The sequence below is a fragment of the Streptomyces sp. NBC_00984 genome, from assembly GCF_045162475.1.
Classification (GTDB): Bacteria; Actinomycetota; Actinomycetes; order Streptomycetales; family Streptomycetaceae; genus Streptomyces.
Genome location: NZ_CP108734.1, coordinates 1,786,189 through 1,812,183, shown reverse-complemented (window position 1 = coordinate 1,812,183; position 25,995 = coordinate 1,786,189). Strand labels below are relative to the sequence as shown.

Here is a 25,995-nt window from a genome sequence, read left to right as displayed (position 1 = left end):
CCCGCAGTCGGCGGGGATGCGCCACACCGGAGGGAACAGCCAGCCATGGCAACGCCTGCAAAAGGGCCGGCAGAAGGCCCGTGTTCCACCCCACCGGAAGGCCCCGAGGTCCACCCGGTCGACCAGAAGCTCCACCCCTCGCGGCTCGTCCCCGCCGCGCTCCAGCACATTGCCGCCATGTACGCGGGTGTGGTCACGCCCCCGCTCATCATCGGCCAGGCCGTCCGCCTCGACACCGCGGGCCAGACCCGGCTCATCGCCGCGAGTCTGCTCATCGCCGGTGTGGCCACCCTCCTGCAGACCCTCGGGGTCAAGGGCTTCGTCGGCAACCGGCTGCCCTTCGTCAACGCCGCCTCCTCGGCCGGTATCGCGCCGATGCTCGCCATCGCCGGGACCAACGCCACGGGCGACCAGCTCCCGGCCATCTACGGCGCGGTGATGGTCGCCGGTGTCTTCTGTCTCGCCGTCGGACCGTTCTTCGGCAAGCTCCTGCGCTTCTTCCCGCCGCTCGTCACAGGCGTCGTCATCACCCTCATCGGGGTGACCCTGATGCCGGTACCGGTCGCCTGGGCGCAGGGCGGCGACAGGACCGCCGCCGACTTCGGGGACAAGAAGTACCTGGCACTCGCCGCCTTCACGCTCGTCGTCATCCTGCTGATCCAGCGCTTCGGCCGCGGCTTCGTCAAGCAAGTCGCCCTGCTTCTGGGACTGTTGATCGGCACACTCGCCGCGATCCCGTTCGGCATGGCGGACTTCGGGGCGCTCGGCTCGGCCCCTGTCGCCGCGCTGCCGACGCCCTTCGCGTTCGGGGCGCCCGAGTTCCAGCCCGCCGCGATCATCTCGCTCTGCCTGGTGACGCTCGTCCTGATGACGGAGTTCAGCGCCGGAATGCTCGCCATCGGCGAGATCTGCGAGCGCGAGACCGACGGCAGGACCATCACCCGGGGCCTGCGCACCGACGGCATCGCCACCCTCCTCGGTCCCGTCTTCGGCGGCTTCCCCACCTCCGCCTTCGCCCAGAACGTCGGCGTCGTCTCGCTGACCAGGGTCCGCAGCCGCTACGTCGTCGCCGCCGCAGGAGGCGCACTCCTGGTCCTCGGCGTCTTCCCGGTGCTCGGGGCGGTGGTCTCCGCGGTGCCGAGGCCGGTACTCGGCGGGGCGGGCATCGTCCTCTTCGGCTCCATCGCGGTCAGCGGCATCCGCACGCTCTCGGAGGCCGGCCTCGACGACAGCTCCAACATCATCGTGGTCGCCGTCTCGCTCGGCGCGGGCATCATCCCGCTCGCCGCGCCCACCTTCTACGTCGACTTCCCGGCCTGGGCGCAGACCGTGCTCGGCTCCGGCATCAGCGCGGGCGCCCTGGTCGCCGTGTCGCTGAACCTGTTCTTCCACCATCTCGGCACCCGTGGCGGCGCACCCGCCCCGGCACTCAAATCCTCCTAGGGTCCTGCCGTGCCCGCATCGCCACTCACTCCGGAAGGAAGCACCATGGCACCTTCGGCAGACCCCGTATCCCGCATCGTCATCGAGAACGTGGCCATCGCCACGGTCGACGCCCACGACACCGAGTACGCCTCGGGCCACGTCGTCGTCGCAGCCAACAGGATCGAGTCCATCGGCGCAGGCCGGGCCCCCGAGGGCCTGGAGAACGTCGTACGCCGCATCGACGGCACCGGGCACCTGGCCACCCCCGGCCTGATCAACACGCACCACCACTTCTACCAGTGGATCACCCGGGGCCTCGCCACCGACCACAACCTGTTCGACTGGCTGGTCGCCCTCTACCCGACCTGGGCGCGCATCGACGAGCCGATGGTCCGCGCCGCCGCCCAGGGCTCCCTCGCCATGATGGCCCGCGGCGGCGTCACCACCGCCATGGACCACCACTACGTCTACCCGCGGGGCTCCGGCGACCTGTCCGGCGCCATCATCGGGGCCGCCCGTGACATGGGCGTACGGTTCACCCTCGCCCGCGGGTCCATGGACCGCAGCGTCAAGGACGGCGGACTGCCGCCGGACTTCGCCGTGGAGACCCTCGACGGGGCGCTCGCCGGCACCGAGGCGACCATCGACGCACACCACGACGCGTCGTTCGACGCGATGACCCAGGTTGCGGCCGCGCCCTGCTCCCCGTTCTCCATCTCCACCGAACTACTGCGACAGGGAGCCGAGTTGGCCCGTCGCAAGGGAGTGCGCATGCACACCCACGGCTCGGAGACCGTGGAGGAGGAGAAGTTCTGCCACGAGCTGTTCGGGATGGGACCGACCGACTACTTCGAGTCCACCGGCTGGCTCGGCGACGACGTGTGGATGGCGCACTGCGTCCACATGAACGACTCCGACATCGCCGCCTTCGCCCGCACCGGAACCGGCGTCGCGCACTGCCCCTCCTCCAACGCCCGGCTCGCCGCGGGCATCGCCCGGGTCCCCGACATGCTCGCGGCCGGCGTCCCGGTCGGCCTGGGCGTCGACGGCACCGCCTCCAACGAGTCCGGCGAACTCCACACCGAGCTGCGCAACGCCCTCCTCATCAACCGCCTCGGCGCCCACCGCGAGAAGGCCCTGAACGCACGTCAGGCCCTGCGCCTGGGAACGTACGGCGGCGCCCAGGTCCTCGGCCGCGCCGACCAGATCGGCTCCCTGGAACCGGGCAAACTCGCCGACCTGGTGCTCTGGAAGCTCGACACCCTCGCCCATTCCTCCATCGCCGACCCGGTGACCGCACTCGTCTTCGGCGCGGCGGCCCCCGTCACCCTCTCCCTCGTCAACGGCGAGCCGGTCGTCGAGGACAACCACCTGATCACCGCGGACGAGGACGCCATCGCCCGCGCCACCCGCGACGAGGCCCGCCGCCTCGCACAGATCGCCGCCGGGGCCTGACGCTCCGCGGTACCCCCGATACCGGCCGGCCGAGGGGGACGGCCCTCGGCCGGCCGCCGTGGACCCGAGCGGGGTCCACGGCAACCGGTGCGGGAGCGCGTGCCTGGACGCATGCGCCCCCGCACCGGTGACCGAAGCTGCCCGCACCAGCTGCACGACCTGCCCCACCTGCACCAACGCCCCACTTGCACCACCTCCCTGACACCCACGTCACCGCAGACGTGCACCCGACCGGAGGAACCGCCGTGGCAGCTACGCCCAGGTTTCGCAACGACGCAGAAGCAGCATCCGATGCCGACCCGCATCCCGACGCCGCCCGACTTCCCGGCGCCGCCACCGACTCGGCCCCGGCCGACCGGAAACACCCGGTCGACGAAACACTCCCCCCGCTGAAGATGTTCACCAGCGGCCTCCAGCACGTGGCCGCGATGTACGCGGGCGTGGTGGCCCCGCCGATGATCGTGGGGCCCGCCGTGGGCCTCACCGCCAAGGAGACCGCCTTCCTGATGGGGGCGAGCCTGTTCACCGCGGGCATAGCCACCCTGCTCCAGACCCTCGGCTTCTGGCGCATAGGCGCCCGGCTGCCGTTCGTCAACGGCGTCTCGTTCGCCGGTGTCACGCCGATGGTGGCGATCGGCAAGGACCGCGGGCACGACGGCATCGCCGTCATCCTCGGCGCGATCATCGTCGCCAGCCTGCTCGGCTTCCTGCTGGCCCCGTACTTCTGTAAACTGGTCCGCTTCTTCCCGCCCGTGGTCACCGGCACCGTGATCACCCTGATCGGTGTCTCGCTGCTGCCGGTCGCCTTCAACTGGTCCCAGGGCGGCAACGCCAAGGCCGCCGACTACGGCTCCACGACCAACATCACCATGGCCGCGGTCACGTTGGTGATCGTCCTCGCGCTGCGCAAAACGCTGCGCGGGTTCCTCCAGCAGATCGCCATCCTGCTCGGGCTGATCGTCGGCACACTGATCGCGATTCCGGTCGGCATCACCGACTTCGGCGCCATCAAGGACGCCGACCCGGTCGGCTTCCCGACGCCGTTCCACTTCGGGGCGCCGCAGTTCGAGATCGCCGCGATCGTCTCCATGAGCATCGTGATGCTGGTCTGCATGACCGAGTCCACCGCGGACATGCTCGCCCTCGGCCGGATCGTCGGCCGGCCGGCGGACGAACGGACCATCGAGGGCGGTCTGCGCGCCGACACCCTGGGCAGTGCCATCAGCCCGCTCTTCAACGGCTTCATGTGCAGTGCCTTCGCCCAGAACATCGGCCTGGTCGCCATGACGAAGGTCCGCAGCCGCTTCGTGGTGGCCGCCGGTGGCGGCATTCTGATCGTGCTCGGGCTGGTCCCCGTCGCGGCGTCCGTCATCGCGCTCGTCCCGCTGCCGGTCCTCGGCGGCGCGGGCATCGTGCTCTTCGGTTCGGTCGCCGCGAGCGGCATCCAGACCCTGGCGACCGCCGCGCTGGAGAAGGGCGAGAACGCGTTGATCGTGGCCGCGGCCGTGGGCATCGGCCTGATCCCGATCGCCGCGCCGGAGTTCTACCACTCGTTCCCGAAGGATCTGCTCGTGGTGCTCGACTCCGGGATCTCGACCGGCTGCGTGGTGGCGATCGTGCTCAACCTGGCCTTCAACCACCTCGGCAGGAAGCCGGATCCGGAACCGTCGGAGCGGGAGAACAGCCCGGCCGCGGACCCGGTGGCCGCGCACTGACCCGACCCGGCCGGTACCGGGCGGTACGGCACCGCGGCGCGTACGGCAGCACCCGCGAGGGTCGCCGTACGCGCCGCAGTCGTGTCGTCCCGGTGCGTCAGCCGATGTGGTAGCTGTCGCCGTACACCTTCCAGTCGAGCGGCGGGTCCAGGTTCAGGTTGCCCTTCTTCAGGAAGACCCGCTGGGCGGTGTCCACCCGGCTGGTGTCCTCGTGGGCCTCCTCCTGCTTCATCGCCCAGACGCGGGCGTCGAGGAAGGCGTTGAGGTACGTGACCTCGTTGCCGCCCTGGGACGGCGGCTTCGCCTTCGAGAGGGCCCGCTTGCGGATGGCGCTGAAGCCGGTGCTGTCGTCGCCGTCACCGTGCATGACGATGGCGTCGTAGTACGCGAACTGGCCCAGCGTGCCGATGCCGTCGGCCTTGCCCTGCTTGACGGCCGGGTTGAAGTACACCCGGTCCCGCTCGTCGTCCTGCGCCTTCTTGAACGCCGAGTCGGAGCCGGCCTTCGCCCAGTCCTTGGTGAAGTTCGGGTCGAGACCGCTGTGCGAGGGGGTGCCGTTGACCTTCCGCAGCGCGGGGAGGTACTTCGCGAGGACGTTGTCCGGCTTGCGCTCGGTGTACAGCTCGACGAGGTCGAGCATGTCGCCCGTGCCGGAACAGAAACCGATGATGCCGCCGGTGTAGCCGCGGTCGTCGTCGATGTCCTCGATGTACTTGTACTGGGACTTCCAGTTGAGGGAGGAGTTCTCGGCGCTGGAGACCAGTTGCATGGCGATCTCCTTCTTCGCCGGATCGTCCAGCCCGGTCGCGGCGGCGGCCTTCGCAGCCGCTGCCGCCGACTGAGGGGCCGCCTGGGGCGTGGGGCTACCGGCGTAGGCGGCGACGGGAATCGCCGTGAGGGCCAATCCGACCGCGATGACCGTGATGCGCACGGGGCGGGTCATGCGACGTGCGGCGCGCTTATGGGGAGCGTGCACCAGTCCTCCAAGGGGAGTTCTTCGTTCCATCGGTCTGTTAGGAAGCTTTCCTATCAGAGTGGGAGGGTGTCGTACACCCCTCCGGCGCCGGGGAGTTGAGAAGTTCTCCCGGAACGCGGAAGCCCCGCACCGCGCGGAGCGCGCGATGCGGGGCTTCCCGGGCGTTGCGGCCTCAGCAGTTCAGGTAGGCCACGTGGATCCAGACGCCCGTGGGGCCGCCCCACAGGTCACCCATGATCCAGTTTCCCTGCTGACCGCGGGCGTTCAGGTTCTGACCCTTGTTCACCTGGCCCAGGACCGGGAACTCGGTGCCCGGCCCGCCGCGGAAGTTCACCCCGTTGTCGTTGACGGTGCAGACCGCTGCCGGTGCCTTCGCGGCCTGCGCGGCGGCGGGACTCTGCGCGGCCTGGGCGGCGGGGCTCATGGCCAGCCCGAGACCGGCGGTCAGCACCATCGCGGCCAGCATCATCTTCTTGATCATGCGAATCTCTCCTCCGTAATCCGGCCCCCATCGACGTGAGCCGTCCGCCAGCCCCAACGGAGCTGCCGACCGGCCGGTCACGGGTCCGGACCGGTCTTCGAGCAGGAGTGAAAGCGCAGGTCATATGACGTGCGCACCGGCGTGCGCAGGCAGCGGGCGGACGCTTCCCGCGCCCGCCGATCATGGGTTTGAGGAGAACCGGATCCGGTAACCGCCGCCGGGCGTACGTCGGACACGCCTCGCACCCGAGCCGGACGGCGGCCACCGCGGAGGCGGCGGAACGATCTTCGCCCGTGCGCCTGTAGCGTCATGGGTATGGAAGATCAGTCTGTAGTGGATGTCGGCGACGTACGGCTGGCGTACCGGACCTGGGGCGACCCCTTCGGCTCGCCCGTGGTCCTGCTGCACGGCCTCGGCGGCTCCGCCGCGAGCTGGGAGGCGGTCGCCGGCCTGCTCGGCGAAGAGTGGCGGGTGTACGCCCTCGACCTGCGCGGTCACGGCGAGAGCGACTGGCCGGACGAGTACTCCTTCGAGCTGATGCGGGACGATGTCCTCGGTTTCCTGGACGAGTGCGAACTCGACCGGGTCGGCCTGGTCGGCCACTCCATGGGCGGTGTCGTCGCCCATCTGCTCGCCCAGGAGCACGCGGACCGGGTGGAGCGACTGGTGCTGGTGGAGACCCCGCCGCCGTTCCCGAGCGAGCCGAAGCCGGCCGCGGAGCCGGAGGGGCCGGTGGACTACGACTGGGCCGTCGTCGCTCCCATCCGGGCCGAGGTGGCCGACCCCGATCCCGAGTGGGCGGCCGGCCTGGGCGAGATCGTCGCGCCGACGCTGATGATCTCGGGCGGCCCGGAGTCCACCATGCCCCAGGGGCGCCTGCAGGACATGGCCTCGCTGATCCCGGACTGCCGGCTGATCACGATCGGGGGCGGCCACCGGGTGCACGAGATCCACCCCGACCAGGTCGCCCAGCAGATCACGGAGTTCTTCACCAGCTGAGGACCTGCTGAGGGCCAACTGTGGACCTGCCGTGGACCTGCCGAGCACCGGCTCGGGCCGTCCGAGGGCCGGTCGAAGCCGGTCCGGGGCCGGTTGAAAGCCGACGGCCCGGGGCGCTGTCAGTGCCGGGTGCCATGATCCGCTTCATGGATCTCACACGGTTCTTCGCCGAAGTCGACGCCCAGCCCTGGGCGGATCTCCAGCACGCCTACGGGAGCGCGGCCGACGTCCCCGACCTCCTTCGGGCGCTCGCCGGGGAGAGCGCGGAGGCCGCGTCCGAGGCGATCTCCGAGCTGTACGGCAGCATCCTGCACCAGGGCTCGGTCTACGGGGCCACGGCCCGCGCCGTTCCGTACCTCGCCCGGCTCGCCGGAGCGGGGTACCGCACGGAGGACCTGCTGGTGCTGCTCGGCGGGATAGCGGAGGGCGGGGCGGACGACGGCGACAGCGACGAAGCCGCCTGCCGGGCAGCCGTCGTCGGTCAGCTGCCACTGATTCTCGCCACGGTCGACGCCGAGGATCCGGGGCTCCGGCGGGCCGCGGTCTGGGCCGCCGCGATGACCGGCGCGGCGGAACAGGTGCTGCCGGTGCTCCGTCTGCGCGGGAGGACCGAGACGGACCCTCTGGTACGGGCCGAACTCCTGGGGGCGACGGCGCATCTGGACCCGCCGGGTGCGGCCGCCGAGGCGACCGGGGCCATCGGCGCGGACGAGCCCGGCGAGGTCCGGATCGCGGCGCTGCTGGCCTGCGTGGACGGCGGACTGCCCTGGGGACCCGCGCACCACGGGGCGATGCTGTCCCTCCTGCCCGCGAACGTCCTCGTCGAGGGCCGGCTGGACCTGGAGCGCAACGAACCGCTGCAGTACGTGGTCGAGGCGCTGCTGCTCCGCGACACCGCCGCGGACCGCGACGCCGCGTACACCCTGCTCGATGCCGCCCTGCGCAGTGCGGTCCCCGAGGCGCGGGCGGAGGCGACGTGGGCGGCCGAGGCGGCCTGCCTGCTCTCGCGCAGCGCGCCGGAGCGCCTGGCCGTCGCCGTGGCGGCGCTGAGCGCCGACCCCACCGCTGTGCCCGAGGCGTATGCGCTGCTCGCGAAGCTGGGTGCCCGATCCGCGCCGGCTGTCCCGGTGCTGGCCCGGCTCGCCGCGGGCGAGGGCGATCCGGCGGACCGCGCGCTGGAAGCACTCGTCGCCGTGGCCCCCGACCGGGCCGCGCCGCTCCTGGCCCGTGACCTGGGGCGGCGCCCACGCGCACTCGGTGCGGCGTGCGGTTTCCTGGTCGGAGGGACGGCCGGGACGTCGTTCCCCTACGACCCGGCGTTGCTGGACGCGATCCGTACCCGGCTGGGTGCGAAGGACCTCGGCGCCGATGAGACCATCCGGCTCGCCCTCCTGCTCGGCGCGTGGGGGAGCCGGGCATCGGCCGCCCTGCCCGAACTGCGGTCCGCGCTGCCCGGATCCCCGAGGGTCGTGCCGAAGGCGCTGGCCGCGATCTGCCCGCCGGAGCACCGGGAGGCGACCGCGGAGCTCCTGACCGCCGCCGCACGCACCGGTCCGGTGGACGGCCGGCTGGCTGCGGCGACGGCGGTGCGCGAGCTGACGGGGGACACGGGCCCGCTGCTGGTGGCCGTCGCCGACCGGCTCACCCCCGGCGCTCCGGCGGTGCAGGAGGCCGCGCGTCTCGCCGCGGAGCTGGGCCCGGCGGCGCTCGGCCTGGTGCCCGCTCTGCGGTCCGCGCTCAGCGATCCCGAGGGCGGCCGCAATTCCCCGCAGCTGGACGCCGACGTCGAGATCGCCTCGGCCCTGTGGCGGATCACCGGTGACCCGGAGGAAGCGGTGCCGGTGCTGGCCGGTGTGCTCGCGGAGGCGGAGCCGACGTGGCTGCGCTGGACGCTCGGCCGTGCCGCGCGGGCGGCGGGCCGCATCGGCGATGCGGCCCGGCCGCTGGTCCCCGCGCTGGAGGGCCTGCTCGCCGACCGGGTGCAGATCCCGTCGGCGGTGCTCGCCCTCCGCGCGATAGCGCCCGAGTCCCTCGACGGCCCCCGCACGGCCGAACTGCTCCTGGACGCCGCGGAGCAGGACGACGACGCGGTGACCGCGCTGGAGGCCCTGGTCGCACTCGGCCCCGCTGCCCTCACCGCGGACCGTCACCGCCGCTTGACCGCCCTGGCCGAACGGGACCTGCGGGTGCGGGCCTCGGGCGTGGAGCCCGGAATAGCCCCGGCCGACGAACGGCTGCGGGATCAGGCACGTGAGGCGGCGCGAAGGCTGACCTGACCGTTCCCGTTCAAAGGCGCACAGGGGCTCACCACGCCGGTGCGCATCGCATCGCTCAGTCGCCCGGCTTCCAGTCCGGGCGGCGACCGCTCATCGCGACGGCGCGGTCGACGAGGGGCGCGTCGGCCGGGACCGGAACCGGCGGGCCGAAGATGCTGTCCGCCCGGGGCTTGCCGTCACCGGGGGTCAGCATGTCCAGCGCGACGCGAAGGTCCGCCTCGTCCGCCTCGTACCGCTGGCCGGTCGCCCGAGCCAGGTCCCAGCCGTGGATCACCAGCTCGTCCAGCGCGATCACCAGCGCCACCTCACCCGGCAGATCCACGCCGCCCGCCCTGGTCATTCCCTGCCGGGCGGCAGGATCGCGCCAGGCCTTCACCACCTCTTCCAGCAGCGGCGGCAGGGTTTCGCGCCAGTCGTCGGCGAGGACCGGAAGCCCCGCGTCCGGAGCGGTGTCGGTCATCGGGCCGAAGTCCTTCCGCGCCGCGTCGCAGAATGCCGCGCTCAGCCCGGCCACATGGGCGAGCAGCTCGCGTACCGCGTAGTCGGGACAGGGCGTCGGATCGTCCAGCTGCTGCTCGTCGATGCCGTCGAGCAGGGCGGCGATGTGCCGTGCCGCGGGTTCGAGATCGATCGGGGGAGTGGTTTCCGTGTGCGTGTCCATACAGTGCTGACTCCTCCCGCATCCCGAACTCATCGCTCATCGCACGATGCGTCCACGGAGCACGATCCGGCTCGGGTGATTCAGCGCGCCGGGGTCCAGGGTCGGGTCGGTGGCGTACGCGACCACGTCGGCGGGCGCGCCGTCCACGAGCCCCGGCAGCCCGAGCCAGGCCCGTGCCGTCCAGGACGCGGCGCCGAGTGCCGCGTGGGCCGACAGACCGGCCCGTGCCAGCCATTCCATCTCGCCCGCGACCGTCCCGCAAGGGAAGGAGTCCGTCCCCGCCAGCACCGTCACCTTCGCCTCGTGGGCCGCGCGCACATTGTCGAGCATGGTGTCCCAGCCGGCCAGCCACAGATCACGGCGCACGCCCGGCTCCCGCGCCCGCATCGCGTCCGCCTTGGCACCGAAGACGCTCAACGTCGGCACGAACGCCGTGCCCTGCGCGGCCATCCGGTCCAGCAGGGCCGGGTCGAGATGCATCCCGTGCTCCAGGCTGTCGGCGCCCGCCAGTACGGCATTGCGGGTGCCCTCGGCGGTCTGGCAGTGCACCGCCACCTTGCCGCCCGCCGCGTGCACCGCCGACACCACCGACGTCAACAGCGGCAGCGGCAAGGCCGGTTCGTCGGCGGCCCAGTCAGCGATGACCTTGCACCACCCGCCCGAAGCGGCCGCCTCCTCCACGGCCGCCCTCGCCAGCTCGGCCTCGCTCACATCGCGTCCGAAGCCGGGGAAGAACCGTCCGGGCGTGGCCAGCCACCGCCCCGCCGACGTCACATGCGGCAGCTCCGGGTCCTTCGCCACCCATGCGGGCATCCGCTGCGAGGTGCCGGGGGCGCGCACCGCGAGCACCCCGGCGTCCCGGTGCTCGCCCAACTGCCGCCGCAGCAGCTCCTCGTCGAACGGTTCGCCCGGCGCCGACGCGCCCGGATGCGTGTGCACGTCGACGAGGCCGGGCAGCAGCCAGCCGCCGTCGACGACCGTCTCGGCGTCCCGGCCGGCGAGCCCGCCGGGCGGAGGGCCCGCGCGGAGCACCTCCCCGTCGATCCAGAACGTGCGTTCCTCGCGCTCGGGCAGCACCACACCTCGTATGCACAACACCAGCCGACCGTACGGCATCTCAGACACCCGCCGACGACCGGCCGACGCACGCCGGCGCGCCACCCCGCCGCCGGCCGACGCACACATCGGCATATTGCGGAAGGTTCCGCTCCACCCCCTTGTCGGAGACCCCCGCACCGTGCGATACAGGTCTGGACCATTGCTTCCGGACGGAAGGCACGACCGTGCAACGCCCCCACGCAACCGCCGCGTTGGCCTGTTCCGCCGCCCTGCTCCTCGCCGCGCTCACCGCCTGCGATTCCGCTCCCGAGGCCGACACCCACAAACCGGCGGTGCCCGGCCATGTGACGGCGCAGGCGAGCAGCGCCACCTCCGTGCACGTCATGTGGGAGCGGGCCTCCGACGACAGGGCGGTCGCCGGCTACGAGATCTACCGCCAGGGGAAGCGGGTCGAATCGGTTCCGGCGGCCAAGGTGATGATCGACGTCGGCGGGCTCACCGCGTCGACCGACTACACCTTCACCGTCCGCGCCCGCGACGCCGCCGGGAACCTCTCCGCGCCGAGCGCCGCCGCGAGCGTCACCACACCCGCCCCGACCCCCGCCGACCACGAGGCGCCGACCCGCCCGGTGCGGCTGCGCGGCACGGTGGACGGCAGCCGGGCGGTGAACCTCTCCTGGGGAGGCTCGACGGACGACATCGGCGTCACCTCGTACGACATCTACCAGGAGGACTCCCGGATCCACAGCGTGCCCGGCACGCGGACCACGGCACATCTGACCGGACTGCGCCCCGGCACCGTCTACACCTTCACCGTCCGCGCCCGCGACGCCGCCGACACCTCCTCGCCGGACAGCAACGCCATCGATCTCACCACCGCCTCCACCCCGGGCGCTCCGGCGAGCACCGCCCCCACCGACCTGAGGATCAGCAACCGCGTCCAGGGCAAGGAGTACGCCATCGACCTGGACTGGAAGCAGCCGGAGACGGGCGGCGAGATCCCCGCGTACCAGCTCTGCATCGGCGGCCGGCTGACCACCACGATCGTGTGGGGCGCCACCCCGCCCGCAGGCCGGGCGAGCTACCGCCTCACCGTCGGCGACCCGCGCGGCACCCGCTACTCGATGAAGATCCGCGCCAAGCTGCCCGACGGGAAGTGGGGCGACTTCTCCGCCCAGCGCACGGTCGTCCTCGGCGACTGACGGGTGCGCGGGCCCGGGGCGCGCGGGATCCGGCTGCTGCCGGTCCCGGTCCGGGCAGGCGGACTTTGCTGCGATTGGTCTGTACCTATTGACGAGTTGGTCCAGACCTCTTAGTTTCCCCTGTGCTCCATGGCACCAAGGAATCCGGCTCCCCCAGGACCGCCTCACCGGTCCCTGCCGCAAGGGAGAAAACCATGTTCGAGCACATGACATTCAGACGGAGAACGGCGACCGCCCTCGTCGCCGTTCTCGGGCTGCTCCTCGCGCTGCTGTCCTTGCAGGCCGCGCCCGCGCACGCGGCGGGCAAGCTGACGGCCACCTTCACCTCGGCCGACAACGGGCCGTGGTGGAAAGGGACTTACGTCCTGCACAACGACACCGACACCGCCGTGACCGGCTGGAACCTCGAATTCGATCTGCCGGCCGGGGTCGCGATCGACATCTCCTACAACGGCACCGTCACCACCCAGGGCAGCCACATCACCGCGGTCAACGCCCACTACAACGGTACGGTCGCCGCGCACGGCACCAGCGAGCCGTACAGCTTCTGGTTCGTCGCGACCGGGCCGATCGCCGCGCCGACCGGCTGCCGGATCAACGGTGACAAGTGCGACGACTCCGCGGACGCGCCCCCGGGTGCGCCCGGCGGGCTGAAGCAGACCGACGTCACCGCCCGCACCGCGTCGCTGTCCTGGACGGCGGCGACGGCCGGCGACTTCCCCGTGGCGTCCTACGACATCCTGGCCGGTGGCAAGGTGGTGGGCTCGGCCACCGCGACGACCTCCGCCACGGTCACCGGTCTCACCCCGGCCACCGCCTACTCCTTCACGGTCCGGGCCAAGGACACCCGGGGCAACACCTCCGCCGAGAGCGCGCCGCTGGCCGTCACCACCGTCGACCCGGCCACCGACACCTCCCCGCCGACCGCGCCGGGCTCGCTGCACGCCACTGCCACCGACTCCTCGTCCGTCACCCTGGCCTGGACCGCCGCGACGGACAACCAGCGCGTCGCCGCCTACGACATCTACCGGGACGGGGCACTGGCCACCACGGTCCCGGGCGCCACGACCACCGCCACCATCGGCGGGCTCTCGCCGTCGACCTCGTACACCTTCACCGTCAAGGCCCGTGACGCGGCGGACAATGCCTCCCCGGCCGGCAACGCGCTCACGGTCAAGACCGACGACATCGTCGGCGCGGGCAACTACGCGAAGGTCGGCTACTTCGTCCAGTGGGGCATCTACGGCCGCCAGTACTTCGTCAAGAACCTCCATGACTCGGGTGCCGCCGACAAGCTCGACATCGTCAACTACGCCTTCGCCAACATCGACCCCAACAACCTCACCTGCCTGAACGGTGTCACCAAGGGCACCACCGCCGACCCCGAGGACCCCAAGCAGGGCACCGGCGCCGGTGACGCCGACGCCGACTACGGACGTCCGTTCAGCGCCGCCCAGTCCGTCGACGGCGTCGCGGACGACGGCTGGGGCACACTGCGCGGAAACTTCAACCAGTTGAAGAAGCTCAAGAAACTCCACCCGAACCTGAAGATCGTGGTCTCGCTCGGCGGCTGGACGTACTCCAAGTACTTCTCCGACGTGGCGGCCACCGACGCCTCCCGCAAGAAGTTCGTCTCCTCCTGCATCGACATGTACATCAAGGGCAACCTGCCCGAGTACAACGGCGCGGGCGGCCCCGGCACCGCCGCCGGGATCTTCGACGGCTTCGACGTCGACTGGGAATGGCCGGGCACGGGCACCGGGCACCCCGGCAACCACTACTCGCCCGACGACAAGGGCAATCTGACCCTGCTGCTCGCCGAGTTCCGCAAGCAGATGGACGCCCTCGGCGGCGGCCACCGCCTCCTCACCGCCTTCACTCCGGCCGACCCGCAGAAGATCGGCGACGGCTGGGACCTGGGCAAGGTCTTCGACTCCCTCGACGTGGCGAACGTCCAGGGCTACGACTTCCACGGTTCCGGGAGCGACAACTCCTGGGAGCCGAACCGCACCGGCCACCAGGCCAACCTCTATACGGACGACCAGGACCCCTACGACTTCCACTTCAGCGCCGACACCGCCATCAAGGCGTACACCGACGCGGGCGTCGAGCCCCGCAAGCTGACCCTCGGCATCCCGTTCTACGGCCGGGGCTGGCAGAACGTCGCCGACGGCGGAGCCGCCGGCGAGTGGCAGAGCGCGGGCGGCGCCGCTCCCGGCCAGTTCGCGGAGGAGGCCGGTACCCGCGGCTACTCCAACCTCATCGGCGCCTACCCGACGATGACGGTCCATCACGACGAACAGTCGGTGTCGACGTACGGCTACACCGGCAGTCAGTGGTGGTCCTTCGACGACACCTGGTCCATCGGCAAGAAGACCGACTACGTGAAGTCCAAGGGGCTGCTGGGGGTGATGGTCTGGGAGATGTCCGGTGACACGTCACAGGGCACCTTGATGAACGCACTGGACACCGGCCTGAAGTAGCGGGCCCGGGGACGACCGGCCGGTTCGCGGAGCCCCGACGGGCCCGCGAACCGGTCGTACGGCATCCGGGATCAGGCGCCCCTCAACGCGCCTTCGGGGGCGCGGCCGATCAGGCCAAAGTCCCCTACGCGCACGCCCCGTTCCCCAAGAAGGACGGCGGAGCCGTCACACCGCCGGGGCTGAGCGACTGGCTGATGGCGTTCGAGCGGAACGGCCACCGCAAGGAATGCGGCGCCTTCCTCTCGTTCCTCTACGGCGGAAAGTCCGCCCTGACCTACGGCGGCAGCCAGTCCGCGCTTCCCGTGACGTACGGGGTTCAGCCCAGCTGCTCGTACGCCGGCAGCGTCAGGAAGTCCGCGTAGTCCTGGTCCAGGGAGACCTGGAGCAGGAGGTCGTGGGCCTGCTGCCACTTGCCGGCGGCGAAGGCCTCGTCGCCGATCTCGGCGCGGATCGCGGCGAGTTCCTCGGCCGCGACCTTGCGGGCCAGCTCCGCCGTGGCGTGTTCGCCGTTCTCGAAGACCACGTCCGCGTTGATCCACTGCCAGATCTGCGAGCGCGAGATCTCCGCGGTGGCCGCGTCCTCCATCAGGTTGAAGATGGCGACCGCGCCCATGCCGCGCAGCCAGGCCTCGATGTAGCGGATGCCGACCGCGACGGCGTTGCGCAGGCCCTCGTAGGTGGGCCTGGCGTCCAGGGTGTCGATGGCGATCAGGTCGCCGGCGGCCACCGAGACGTCCTCGCGCAGGCGTTCCTTCTGGTTCGGCTTCTCGCCGAGGACCGCGTCGAAGGAAGCCATGGCGATCGGGACCAGGTCCGGGTGGGCGACCCAGGAGCCGTCGAAACCGTCGTGGGCCTCGCGGTCCTTGTCGGCCTTGACCTTCTCGAAGGCGACCTGGTTGACCTCGGCGTCGCGGCGGGACGGGATGAAGGCGGCCATGCCGCCGATGGCGTGCGCGCCGCGCTTGTGACAGGTGCGGACGAGCAGTTCGGTGTACGCGCGCATGAACGGGGCGGTCATCGTCACCGCGTTGCGGTCCGGCAGGACGAACTTGGAGCCGCCGTCGCGGAAGTTCTTGACGATGGAGAAGAGGTAGTCCCAGCGTCCCGCGTTCAGCCCGGAGGCGTGGTCGCGGAGCTCGTACAGGATCTCCTCCATCTCGTACGCGGCGGTGATCGTCTCGATCAGGACGGTCGCGCGGACCGTGCCCTGCGGGATGCCGACGTAGTCCTGGGCGAAGACGAAGATGTCGTTCCAGAGGCGGGCCTCCAGGTGCGACTCCGTCTTCGGGAGGTAGAAGTACGGGCCCTTGCCGAGATCGATGAGGCGCTGGGCGTTGTGGAAGAAGTAGAGGCCGAAGTCGACCAGGGCACCGGGCACCGGGGAGCCGTCGAGCTGGAGGTGACGCTCGTTCAGGTGCCAGCCGCGGGGGCGGGTGACGACCGTGGCGAGCTCGTCGGCGGACTTCAGGGCGTACGACTTGCCGGACCGGGGGTCCGTGAAGTCGATGTTGCGGGTGTACGCGTCGATCAGATTGACCTGGCCGAGGATCACGTTCTCCCACGTGGGGGCGGACGCGTCCTCGAAGTCGGCGAGCCAGACCTTCGCGCCCGAGTTCAGGGCGTTGATGGTCATCTTGCGGTCGGTCGGACCGGTGATCTCCACCCGGCGGTCGTTCAGCGCGGCCGGGGCCGGCGCGACCTTCCAGGAGTCGTCCGCGCGGATCGCCGCCGTCTCGGGCAGGAAGTCCAACGTGGACGTACGGGCGATCTCGGCGCGGCGCTCGCCGCGGCGGGCGAGCAGCTCGTCACGGCGGGGCGTGAACTGCCGGTGCAGCTCGGCCACGAACTCGAGGGCCGCGTGGTCAAGGACCTCGTCCTGCCGGGGCAGGGGCTCGGCATCGACGATGGCCAGCGGGGACGGCGCTGGTGCGGACATGAGCTGTCACTCCTTCAGCGGGCGGTGCGGGCGGCCTCTCACGACCGCCGGGTCGCCTGGAACGGCACGGCGTGCCAGGGCTCCGGGATACGGGCGTGGACGCCGTCCGGGGTGCAGAGGGCTTCTGACCAGTGGATAGTAGTTTCCTCATGGTGGAAGTTCAATGGTTTGTTGATGTCGAGATTCTCCGGGTCGACAGAAGTGGCGCCGTGCTGGCGCAGCGTGCCAGTCCGGTCACCCGAGGTGCTTCAGGTCCGCCACCGTGTCGATGTCGTACGCCTGAGCCACATCGGAACACTCGACGAGCGTGATCGCATCGCGGTGCGCCCGCAGATAGGCGCGGGCGCCCTGGTCGCCCACCGCCCCCGCCGCGATGTCCGCCCACAGCGCGGCCCCGAACAGCACCGGATGGCCGCGCTCCCCGTCGTACGCGGCGGCGGCGAGACCCGTCCGGGAGCGGTACGCCGAACGCACCCGTGCCACCGCGTCCGCGCCGATGCCCGGCTGATCGACCAGGAGGACGAGCGCCGCGTCCGCCCCCGTGCCGGCCAGCGCCCCGAGCCCCGCCCGCAGCGACGAGCCCATGCCCTCGGTCCACCCGGGATTGACGGTCACCGTGCAGCCGCTCAGGTCGGCGCGGGCCAGGACCTCGTCCGCGGCGGCGCCGAGGACCACATGGACGGGACCGCAGCCGCCGTCCCGCAGGACCCGCACCGCGTGCTCGACCAGTGGTCGGCCATGGTGTTCGAGCAGCGCCTTGGGCCGTCCGCCGAGCCGCCGTCCGCCGCCCGCGGCGAGCAGCAGTCCGGCGACCTCGGGGGTCGGTGTTGTCGGAGTCATGCGGTCTGGATACCCCAGCAGCCCCCGGAAGCGCACCCTTCGCTCAAGCAAGCGGAAGAGGGCGCGAGCGGGAGCGGCGTCCACCGGGCGACGAACACATCACCCATACGGGACACCCCGAATTCCGTCCGCGGAGTGGCGCACGACACCTTTCATGGCGTTAACTTGCGCGCACGCCCGGATACTTGACCATGCCGTGGGGGCCGGTCGGGACACTGGCACAAGGATGTGCGAGGGGGAGTGCTTTGTTGCGAAGCGTGGGGCAGACGCGGGTGACCGGCAGTGGTGAGGATCCGAGGGTCACGGAGCTGCGTACGGCCGTCTCCCGGCTCCGCCGTGAGCTGGCGGGGCATCCCGCGGAATTCCCGGACCGGGGGATCGCCGAGGACGAACTGGCCGCGCTGGACGCGATGGCGGCAGGCGGTGTGCCCGAGATTCCGCGGCTGCGCCGTTCGCTGCTGCTGATCGCGGGGGCGATCGGCTCGGTGAGTGCCCTGGCCTCCGCGCTCAGGGACGTACGGGTCGCCGTCGACCTCTTCGGCGAGCCGCCGCGCGGCTGACCGGCGGCCCAGGTCGTGTTGCCGGACTGCCGCCTGCCGCGCGACGACGGCAGTTCGACGGCACGACGCGGCCGGGGTCAGCGGCGGATGAGCCTGCGGGCCGTCGCCGCCGCGACCGCCGAGGTGCGGGAGTCCACGCCCAGCTTGGCGTAGATGTGCACCAGATGGGATTTGACCGTCGCCTGGCTGAGGAAGAGCCGCTTGCTGATCTGCAGGTTCGACAGCCCCTCGCCGACCAGCTGCAGGACCTCCAGCTCGCGCTTGGTCAGCGCCTCCGCGGGCGTCCGCATGCGGTCCATCAGACGGTGGGCGACGGCCGGCGCGAGGGCCGACCGGCCGGCCGCGGCCGTGCGGACCGCCGCCGCCAGCTCCTCCGGCGGGGCGTCCTTCAGCAGATAGCCGGCGGCGCCCGCCTCGACCGCGGCCAGGATGTCGGCGTCCGAGTCGTACGTGGTGAGGATCAGGACCCGGGGCGCGCCCGGCTGTGCCGTGATGGCCGCGGTGGCCTGCGACCCGTGCATGCCCGCGCCGAACTGGAGGTCCATGAGGACGACATCGAACTCACCGGTCGCGGCGAGCGCCACGGCCTGCTCGGCGGTGGCCGCCTCGGCGACCACCCGGAGGCCGGGTTCGGCGTCGAGCACGGCCCGCAGCCCGGCCCGTACCACCGGATGGTCGTCGGCGAGCAGCAGCCTGATGGGGGTGGCGGCGGGAGTGGTCATGCGGCGTCCTGTCCTGGCCGGCCGTCGGGGATCGGGAGCGGAAGGGTGAGGGCGACGGCGGTGCCCTGACCGGGGGCCGATTCGACGCTGAGCGTGCCGCCCAGCGAACGGGCCCGCGCCCGCATCGCGGGCAGCCCGAAGCCGCCGGTGTCCTGGTCCGCGACGACCGGGCCGAGCCCCGGGGCGAACCCCCGGCCGTCGTCGACGACGTCCAGCGACACCGAGGTGTCCATGAAGCTGAGGGTGATCTCCGCACGCCGGGCCCCGGCGTGCCGCACCGTGTTGGCCAGCGCCGACTGGGCGGTGCGCAGCAGCGCCACCTCGTACGGCGTGGGCAGCTCCACCGGCGTGCCGCTCACCGCGAACTGCACCGTGAGGCCGGGGCCGGTCGTGCGGGACGAGAGGCGTTCCAGGGCGGCCGCCAGGGAGCCGTTCTCCAGGTCCGGCGGCGACAGGGCGCGTACGAAGCGGCGGGCCTCGGCGAGATTGTCCTGGGCGGCCTCGCGGGCCCGGCGGACGTGCGCGGTGGCGGGGGCGTCGGCGGACAGGGTGCGTTCGGCGGCGCGCAGCAGGAGCTGGATGCTGGACAGCCCCTGCGCCAGCGTGTCGTGGATCTCGCGGGCCAGCCGCTCGCGTTCGGCGAGCGTGCCCGCGGTGCGTTCCGCCTCGGCCAGCTCCGCCCGGGTCGACATCAGCTCCTCGATGAGTTCCCGGCGCCGTTCGCTCTCCCGGAACAGTGCCTCGTACCCGAGGACCGTCGCGACCGCGACCGCCGCCCCGAGCAGCGGCCCGATGAAGGTGCCCGGGTTGACGGCCTGGCCGTGCAGCACGAAGCCCGCGATGGCGGCGACGGCGGTGGCGGCGACGACCGGCAGGGCCCAGCGCGTCGGCAGCAGATGCAGTTGCAGGAAGTAGAGCGGGAAGGCCACCCACAGGCTGTCCGGTGACAGGACGAGCAGCGCCAGCCACACGGCGCCCAGCGCCGCCAGCCACAGTGCGGCGGCGCGGGTGCGCGGCTGTACTGCAGGAGCGAGCGCACCCGCCGCGTACAGGGCGGCCATCACGCAGGCGACCACGACGACGGCGGTGGCATGCGGGGTGCCGTCACTGACGGCCCGTACCGCAGCGAGTGCGAGCAGCCCCACCAGCAGCGCGTGCAGACACAGCCGCAGTGCGGCGGTGACCGGGGGGTGGGCGCGGGAATCCATGATTCGTCCAGCGTAGACGCGGGGCGGCGGGGGCCGGTCAATCGAAAGGTTGATGTCGGGCCCCACCGCCGAGCGATGTTTCCGGCGGCCCGGACGGCGAGGCTGGGGGCATGTTCGTTGCATGGAGAGATCTCCGGTTCGCCAAAGGCCGGTTCGCGCTCATGGGCACGGTCGTGGTGCTGATCACGCTGCTCGTGGGTCTGCTGTCCGGACTCACCGCGGGTCTGGCCCGGGAGAACACCTCGGCCGTCACGGGGCTGAACGCCGACCACCTGGCGTTCGCCGCCCCGCCCGACGGCCGGGCGGTGTCCTTCACCGACTCGACCGTCGAGGAGAGTGCCTGGCGGAGCTGGGCGGAGCGGCCCGGTGTGAGCGGCGCGGAACCGCTCGGCATCCGCACGCTCAACGCCGCCGCCGTCCAGGACGGACGCACGGCCGCGGTGTCGGCGTTCGGGGTCGAGCCGGACGGGGGCCTGGCGCCCACCGGCGGTGCGCGGGTCGGTCCGGGGCGGGTGGTGCTGTCCGGGCAGGCCGCCGACGACCTGGCGGCCGGGGTCGGTGACCGGCTGCGGCTCGGCGGCCACGAGGTCACCGTCGCGGCCGTCGCGGGGGACGCCTCGTACAGCCACACGCCGGTCGTGTGGACCTCGCTCGACGACTGGCAGCGGTTCGGGGGCGACGGCGACGGCCGGGCCAGGCATGCCACGGTGATCGCCCTGACCACCACCGACGGCGCCGATCTCGGCGCGGGCGACAAGGCGGCCGGCACCAGCACGCTCTCCCTCGGCGACTCGCTCACCGCCATCGGCTCCTACCAGGCCGAGAACGGCTCGCTCCAGCTGATGCGCGGCTTCCTCTTCGCCATCTCCGCCCTGGTCATCGGCGCCTTCTTCACCGTCTGGACGATCCAGCGCAGCGGCGACGTCGCCGTGCTCAAGGCGCTCGGTGCCTCCACCCCGTACCTGCTGCGCGACGCGCTCGGGCAGGCCGTCGTGATGCTCGCCATCGGCACGGGAGTGGGCACCGCGCTCGCCTCCGGACTCGGCGCCCTGATCAGCGGCGGCGCCGTGCCGTTCGTCCTCGACGCCGCGACCGTCCTGGTCCCGGCCGCCGTCATGATCGTCCTCGGTGCCCTCGGGGCGGCCCTGTCCATCCGGCGGATCACCGCCGTCGACCCGCTCACCGCACTCGGGAGTGCCCGATGACCCTCACCCTCGCCGACGTCACCCTCACCTACCCGGACGGCGAAGGCCGGCTCACCGCCCTCGACCGGATCTCGCTGGACGTGCCCGCGGGTACGCTCACCGCGGTCGTGGGCCCCTCCGGCTCCGGCAAGTCCAGCCTGCTCGCGGTGGCCGCGACCCTGGTCACCCCGGACGAGGGCCGGGTGGTCGTCGCCGGTACGGACACCGCGGGCCTGGGCCGTGCGCAACAGGCGGAGCTGCGCCGCGAGCACATCGGCATCGTCTTCCAGCAGCCCAATCTGCTGCCGTCGCTCACGGCGGCCGAACAGCTCCAGGTGATGACCCACCTCTCGGGCGGCGCCGTACGCGGAGCCCGCGGCCGGGCGCTGGAACTGCTGGACGCGGTCGGCCTGGCGGACCAGGCCGGGCGCCGGCCGCACCAGCTGTCGGGCGGACAGCGGCAGCGGATCAACATCGCGCGCGCCCTGATGAACGACCCGGCGGTGCTGCTGGTCGACGAACCGACCAGCGCGCTCGATCACGAGCGGGGCGCGGCGGTGCTGGACCTGCTGGTCGCGTTGACCCGGGAACGGTCGACGGCGACGGTGCTGGTCACGCACGACCGGACCCATCTGGACCGGGCGGACCGCACGGTCCGGATGGACGACGGCCGCCTGACGGTGCCCGAACCGGTCTGAGACGCGGAAGGAGGGGTGGCCCCGGCCACCCCTCCTTCCGCGTCCCCGGTGTCTCAGCCGGCGGAGCCGCTGCTCGCCAGCGCGTCGGAGAGCTCCTTCGCGGCCTGCTGGAGGATCGGCACGATCCGCTCCGTCGCCGCGTCCGTCACCCGGCCCGCCGGACCGGAGATCGAGATCGCGGCCGAAGTGGGGGAGTTCGGGACGGAGACCGCCAGGCAGCGGACCCCGATCTCCTGCTCGTTGTCGTCGACCGCGTAGCCGACCCGGCGGACCTGCTCCAGGGCGTCGAGGAAGCCGTCGGGGGTGGTGATCGTCTTCTCGGTGGCGGCGGGCATCCCGGTACGGGCGAGCAGGGCCCGCACCTCCTCCGGCGGCGTGTGCGCCAGCAGCGCCTTGCCGACCCCGGTGGAGTGGGGGAGCACCCGGCGGCCCACCTCGGTGAACATGCGCATCGAGTGCTTGGACGGCACCTGCGCCACGTACACGATCTCGTCGCCGTCGAGCAGCGCCATGTTTGCCGTCTCGCCGGTCTCCTCGACCAGGCGGGCGAGATACGGGCGGGCCCAGGTGCCGAGGAGCCGGGACGCGGACTCACCGAGCCGGATCAGCCGGGGGCCGAGGGCGTAGCGCCGGTTGGGCTGCTGGCGCACGTATCCGCAGAGCACCAGCGTGCGCATCAGGCGGTGAATGGTCGGCAGCGGGAGCCCGCTGCTCGCGGAGAGTTCGCTCAGCCCGACCTCACCCCCCGCGTCCGCCATCCGCTCCAGCAGATCGAAGGCACGCTCAAGGGACTGCACACCACCGCTGGACGCGGCGGGCTTGGAGTCGGATGTGCTGGCGTGGGACGGCGGCACGTCAACGGTCCTTTCGAGGCGGAAGAGCTGGTGCCCCGCCCGGCGAGGCACCCAGCAGCCTACCGGGCGGTTCCCGATCGGCCCACTGCTCCGGGTGCGGCGTCCTGGCCGGTCAGAGCCTGTTTGTCCCGGTGTCGGCAATCGGCGGGGCAGTTCTGCGGGGCCGCACTGGTCCCATGTTACGTTCCGCTCTCCGAAATGAGTCTTTTACTTTGTGGAAATCTCCAGTTGTGGGTGCGGGATGGCCCGCCGGTCGTCCGGCGAGGAGAGTGGGGTCTTGACGGGCCCGAATCCCGAGTGAAGACTCCTTCAACAGTTCGTTGAATTCGTCAGCGTTCGAAAGTCCCAAGTGAGGAGCACGGGTGTCCGGTGCGGACGTGAAGCTGGTACTGCGCTCGACGCGTGTCGTCACCCCGGACGGGACGCGCCCCGCAGCGGTCGCCGTCGCCGACGGGAGAATCGACGCCGTCCTGCCGTACGACACCGAGGTGCCGGCCGGCGCCCGGTCGGAGGACTTCGGCGACGACGTCCTGCTGCCCGGACTCGTCGACACGCATGTCCATGTGAACGACCCGGGCCGCACGGAGTGGGAAGGCTTCTTCACCGCCACCCGCGCGGCGGCGGCGGGCGGCATCACCACCCTGCTCGACATGCCGCTCAACTCCCTGCCGCCGACCACCACCGTCGGCCATCTGCGCACCAAGCAGCAGGTGGCCGCCCCCAAGGCACACATCGACACCGGCTTCTGGGGCGGTGCGATCCCGTCCAACGTCAAGGACCTGCGGCCGCTGTACGAGGCCGGGGTGTTCGGCTTCAAGTGCTTCCTCTCGCCCTCCGGCGTCGAGGAGTTCCCCGAGCTCGACCAGGAGCAGCTGGCCCGCTCCATGGCGGAGATCGCCGGGTTCGGCGGGCTGCTGATCGTGCACGCCGAGGACCCGCGCCACCTGGCCGCCGCCCCGCAGCGCAGCGGCCCCGCTTACGCCGACTTCCTCGCCTCCCGGCCGCGCGACGCCGAGAACACCGCGATCGAGGGCCTGATCGCGCATGCCAGGCGGCTGAACGCCCGCGTCCACGTCCTGCATCTCTCCTCCGGCGACGCACTGCCGATGATCGCCGCCGCCAAGCGGGAAGGCGTACGGATCACGGTGGAGTCCTGCCCGCACTTCCTCACCCTCACCGCCGAGGAGGTTCCGGACGGCGCCACGGAGTTCAAGTGCTGCCCGCCGATCCGCGAGGCCGCCAACCAGGACGCGCTGTGGGAGGGGCTGGCCGACGGGACGATCGACTGCATCGTCTCCGACCACTCGCCGTGCACCACCGACCTGAAGACGCCGGACTTCGCCTCCGCCTGGGGCGGGATCTCCTCCCTCCAGCTCGGGCTGCCCGCCGTCTGGACCGAGGCCCGCAAGCGCGGCCACTCGCTCGACGACGTCGCCCGCTGGATGTCGGCCGCCCCCGCCGAACTGGCCGGGCTGACCCGGAAGGGTGCCATCGAGGCCGGCCGCGACGCGGACTTCGCGGTGCTCGCCCCCGACGACACGTTCACCGTCGACCCCGCCGAGCTCTTCCACCGCAACCAGGTCACCGCGTACGCCGGCCGGACCCTGCACGGCGTCGTGAAGTCGACCTGGCTGCGCGGCGAACGGATCGCGGCCGGCGGCACGGTCGCCGGACCCACCGGCCGACTCCTCGAAAGGAATCAGTGACCATGACGGCGACCGAGCGCTTCACCGGTGACGCGAACCCGTACGGCGGCGGCGACCCGTACGCCGACTACCGCACCGCCGACTTCCCCTTCACCGACCTCGTCGACCTCGCCGACCGGCGGCTCGGCGCGGGTGTGATCGCCGCCGACGACGAGTTCTTCGCCGAGCGCGAGAACCTGCTCAAGCCGGAGCCCGCCGAGTTCGACCCCGAGCGCTTCGGCCACAAGGGCAAGATCATGGACGGCTGGGAGACCCGCCGCCGTCGCGGTGCGAGCGCGGATCTGCCGCACCCCGCGGACGGGGACCACGACTGGGCGCTGGTACGGCTCGGCGCGCCCGGAATCGTCCGCGGCATCCTCGTCGACACCGCCCACTTCCGCGGCAACTACCCGCAGGCGGTCTCCGTCGAGGCGGCCTGCGTGCCCGGCTCCCCGTCGCCCGAGGAACTCCTCGCGCCCGAGGTCGAGTGGACAACACTCATACCCCGTACGGCCGTTGGCGGCCACGCGGCCAACGGCTTCGTGGTCGCGGCCGAGCGGCGCGTCACCCATCTGCGGGTCAACCAGCACCCCGACGGCGGCATAGCCCGCCTCCGGGTGTACGGCGAGGTCGCCCCCGACCCCGCCTGGCTGGCGGCCCTCGGCACCTTCGATCTGGTCGCCCTGGAGAACGGCGGCGCGGTGGAGGACGCATCCGACCGCTTCTACTCCCCGGCCACCAACACCATCCAGCCCGGCCGGTCCCGCAAGATGGACGACGGCTGGGAGACCCGGCGCCGGCGGGACAGGGGCAACGACTGGATCCGCTACCGGCTCGTCGAGCAGGCGCTGATTCGCGCCGTCGAGATCGACACCGCGTATCTGAAGGGCAACTCGGCGGGCTGGGCGAGCCTCTCCGCCCGCGACGGTGAGAGCGGCGACTGGACCGAGGTGCTGCCCCGGACCCGGCTGCAGCCCGACACCGACCACCGCTTCGTCCTGCCGGAGCCGGTCCGGGCCACGCACATCCGGATCGACATCTTCCCGGACGGCGGAATCTCCCGGCTGCGGCTGTTCGGCTCGCCGACCGAGGAAGGCGCCGCACGGCTGGCGGCCCGCCATCGCGAGCTGGGCGGTTAGGGCCTGTCCGGCGGAGGAGTCCGGGGCCGGGGCCGACGCCATCCGGGTGTGCCCGATGAGTCCCCGTCCAGGGCATATGCGACCCTGGACGCATGATCTTCATCGCCGTCAAGTTCACCGTCCGCAGCGAAGAGCGCGACAACTGGCTCCCGGCCGTCGAGCCCTTCACCCTCGCCACCCGGCAGGAGCCGGGCAACGTGTTCTTCGAGTGGTCGTACAGCGTCGAGAACCCGGACCAGTTCGTCCTGCTGGAGGCCTTCGCCTCCCCCGAGGCCGGTGAGGCCCATGTGAAGTCCGAGCACTTCGCCTCGGCCATGGACCTGATGGCGGATCTCGTCGCCGAGACCCCGGAGATCATCAACGTCGAGGTGCCGGGCGAGGGTTGGTCCCGGATGGCGGAGGTCACCCCGCGCTCGCGGTGACCCCGCACACCTCCG

At 71.9% G+C, this 25,995-nt stretch carries 23 protein-coding genes; 14 read left to right on the top strand and 9 right to left on the bottom strand.

What is annotated here, in order from left to right; all coding sequences use genetic code 11:
- The first annotated feature begins 45 nt into the window (after positions 1-45).
- From OG520_RS07830 to OG520_RS07820, 3 genes are all read left to right on the top strand, one after another.
- Positions 46-1,443: a nucleobase:cation symporter-2 family protein gene (locus tag OG520_RS07830; RefSeq protein ID WP_406012680.1), complete on the top strand. Its 1,398-nt coding sequence runs from the start codon at positions 46-48 to the stop codon at positions 1,441-1,443.
- Positions 1,444-1,488: 45 nt separating this feature from the next.
- Complete coding sequence (locus OG520_RS07825) at positions 1,489-2,880, top strand: 8-oxoguanine deaminase (protein WP_406012679.1); 1,392 nt, start codon at positions 1,489-1,491, stop codon at positions 2,878-2,880.
- A 245-nt stretch (positions 2,881-3,125) separates the two neighbouring features.
- On the top strand, positions 3,126-4,595 hold the full coding sequence (locus OG520_RS07820; RefSeq protein WP_406012678.1) for a nucleobase:cation symporter-2 family protein: 1,470 nt from the start codon (positions 3,126-3,128) through the stop codon (positions 4,593-4,595).
- Between the two features lie 97 nt (positions 4,596-4,692).
- Here the strand turns inward: OG520_RS07820 and OG520_RS07815 are convergent, their stop codons facing one another.
- Both OG520_RS07815 and OG520_RS07810 read right to left on the bottom strand, forming a co-directional pair.
- Positions 4,693-5,571 (bottom strand): chitosanase, encoded by an 879-nt coding sequence (locus OG520_RS07815; protein WP_406012677.1) that lies wholly within the window; start codon positions 5,569-5,571, stop codon positions 4,693-4,695.
- 172 nt (positions 5,572-5,743) lie between these two features.
- Positions 5,744-6,052: an SH3 domain-containing protein gene (locus OG520_RS07810; RefSeq protein WP_266428771.1), complete on the bottom strand. Its 309-nt coding sequence runs from the start codon at positions 6,050-6,052 to the stop codon at positions 5,744-5,746.
- A 315-nt stretch (positions 6,053-6,367) separates the two neighbouring features.
- Here OG520_RS07810 and OG520_RS07805 point away from each other — a divergent pair, with 315 nt between their 5' ends.
- Both OG520_RS07805 and OG520_RS07800 read left to right on the top strand, forming a co-directional pair.
- The gene (locus tag OG520_RS07805) at positions 6,368-7,051 is read left to right on the top strand and encodes an alpha/beta fold hydrolase (protein ID WP_406012676.1); all 684 of its coding nucleotides are present in this window, start codon (positions 6,368-6,370) and stop codon (positions 7,049-7,051) included.
- 146 nt (positions 7,052-7,197) lie between these two features.
- Positions 7,198-9,327, top strand: a complete 2,130-nt coding sequence (locus OG520_RS07800) for a hypothetical protein (protein ID WP_406012675.1) — start codon at positions 7,198-7,200, stop codon at positions 9,325-9,327.
- Between the two features lie 55 nt (positions 9,328-9,382).
- Here the strand turns inward: OG520_RS07800 and OG520_RS07795 are convergent, their stop codons facing one another.
- Together OG520_RS07795 and OG520_RS07790 are read right to left on the bottom strand one after the other, a co-directional pair.
- A complete protein-coding gene (locus tag OG520_RS07795; protein ID WP_406012674.1) occupies positions 9,383-9,988 on the bottom strand; it encodes a TIGR03086 family metal-binding protein in 606 nt (201 codons plus the stop codon).
- A 36-nt stretch (positions 9,989-10,024) separates the two neighbouring features.
- On the bottom strand, positions 10,025-11,086 hold the full coding sequence (locus tag OG520_RS07790) for an amidohydrolase family protein (RefSeq protein ID WP_399336149.1): 1,062 nt from the start codon (positions 11,084-11,086) through the stop codon (positions 10,025-10,027).
- 185 nt (positions 11,087-11,271) lie between these two features.
- Here OG520_RS07790 and OG520_RS07785 point away from each other — a divergent pair, with 185 nt between their 5' ends.
- From OG520_RS07785 to OG520_RS07775, 3 genes are all read left to right on the top strand, one after another.
- The gene (locus OG520_RS07785; protein ID WP_406012673.1) at positions 11,272-12,249 is read left to right on the top strand and encodes a fibronectin type III domain-containing protein; all 978 of its coding nucleotides are present in this window, start codon (positions 11,272-11,274) and stop codon (positions 12,247-12,249) included.
- A 194-nt stretch (positions 12,250-12,443) separates the two neighbouring features.
- Positions 12,444-14,732, top strand: coding sequence for a glycosyl hydrolase family 18 protein (locus OG520_RS07780; protein WP_406012672.1), 2,289 nt, complete (start codon positions 12,444-12,446; stop codon positions 14,730-14,732).
- Between the two features lie 194 nt (positions 14,733-14,926).
- Positions 14,927-15,094: a hypothetical protein gene (locus OG520_RS07775; protein ID WP_406012671.1), complete on the top strand. Its 168-nt coding sequence runs from the start codon at positions 14,927-14,929 to the stop codon at positions 15,092-15,094.
- Here the strand turns inward: OG520_RS07775 and aceB are convergent.
- Both aceB and OG520_RS07765 read right to left on the bottom strand, forming a co-directional pair.
- Complete coding sequence (gene aceB, locus OG520_RS07770) at positions 15,049-16,668, bottom strand: malate synthase A (protein WP_406012670.1); 1,620 nt, start codon at positions 16,666-16,668, stop codon at positions 15,049-15,051. The two genes, OG520_RS07775 and aceB, sit on opposite strands and share 46 nt — an antisense overlap.
- A 234-nt stretch (positions 16,669-16,902) precedes the next feature.
- Positions 16,903-17,508 (bottom strand): NTP transferase domain-containing protein, encoded by a 606-nt coding sequence (locus OG520_RS07765; RefSeq protein WP_399336157.1) that lies wholly within the window; start codon positions 17,506-17,508, stop codon positions 16,903-16,905.
- Positions 17,509-17,765: 257 nt separating this feature from the next.
- Between OG520_RS07765 and OG520_RS07760 the strand changes: the two genes are divergently transcribed.
- Positions 17,766-18,068: a DUF5955 family protein gene (locus OG520_RS07760; protein ID WP_266428800.1), complete on the top strand. Its 303-nt coding sequence runs from the start codon at positions 17,766-17,768 to the stop codon at positions 18,066-18,068.
- A 77-nt stretch (positions 18,069-18,145) separates the two neighbouring features.
- Here OG520_RS07760 and OG520_RS07755 read toward each other — a convergent pair whose 3' ends face one another.
- Complete coding sequence (locus tag OG520_RS07755; RefSeq protein ID WP_399336159.1) at positions 18,146-18,790, bottom strand: response regulator; 645 nt, start codon at positions 18,788-18,790, stop codon at positions 18,146-18,148.
- Complete coding sequence (locus OG520_RS07750; RefSeq protein WP_406012669.1) at positions 18,787-19,998, bottom strand: sensor histidine kinase; 1,212 nt, start codon at positions 19,996-19,998, stop codon at positions 18,787-18,789. The genes OG520_RS07755 and OG520_RS07750 overlap by 4 nt, the downstream gene beginning before the upstream one ends.
- A gap of 110 nt (positions 19,999-20,108) precedes the next feature.
- On the opposite strand from OG520_RS07750, the gene OG520_RS07745 reads away from it, so the two are divergent.
- Together OG520_RS07745 and OG520_RS07740 are read left to right on the top strand one after the other, a co-directional pair.
- On the top strand, positions 20,109-21,203 hold the full coding sequence (locus tag OG520_RS07745; RefSeq protein ID WP_399336163.1) for an ABC transporter permease: 1,095 nt from the start codon (positions 20,109-20,111) through the stop codon (positions 21,201-21,203).
- On the top strand, positions 21,200-21,880 hold the full coding sequence (locus OG520_RS07740) for an ABC transporter ATP-binding protein (protein ID WP_399336165.1): 681 nt from the start codon (positions 21,200-21,202) through the stop codon (positions 21,878-21,880). The genes OG520_RS07745 and OG520_RS07740 overlap by 4 nt, the downstream gene beginning before the upstream one ends.
- 53 nt (positions 21,881-21,933) lie before the next feature.
- On the opposite strand, the gene OG520_RS07735 is transcribed toward OG520_RS07740, so the two are convergent.
- Positions 21,934-22,734 carry an IclR family transcriptional regulator gene (locus OG520_RS07735; protein ID WP_266428814.1) on the bottom strand — a complete coding sequence of 267 codons (801 nt, stop codon included), beginning with the start codon at positions 22,732-22,734 and terminating at the stop codon, positions 21,934-21,936.
- A 362-nt stretch (positions 22,735-23,096) separates the two neighbouring features.
- Here OG520_RS07735 and allB point away from each other — a divergent pair, with 362 nt between their 5' ends.
- The 3 genes from allB to OG520_RS07720 all read left to right on the top strand — a co-directional run bounded on the left by allB (position 23,097) and on the right by OG520_RS07720 (position 25,980).
- Entirely contained in the window at positions 23,097-24,440 is a 1,344-nt protein-coding gene (gene allB, locus OG520_RS07730; RefSeq protein WP_406012668.1) for an allantoinase AllB, read from the top strand.
- 2 nt (positions 24,441-24,442) lie between these two features.
- On the top strand, positions 24,443-25,558 hold the full coding sequence (gene alc / locus OG520_RS07725) for an allantoicase (protein WP_406012667.1): 1,116 nt from the start codon (positions 24,443-24,445) through the stop codon (positions 25,556-25,558).
- A 92-nt stretch (positions 25,559-25,650) separates the two neighbouring features.
- Positions 25,651-25,980: a putative quinol monooxygenase gene (locus OG520_RS07720; protein ID WP_072486142.1), complete on the top strand. Its 330-nt coding sequence runs from the start codon at positions 25,651-25,653 to the stop codon at positions 25,978-25,980.
- Positions 25,981-25,995 lie beyond the last annotated feature (15 nt).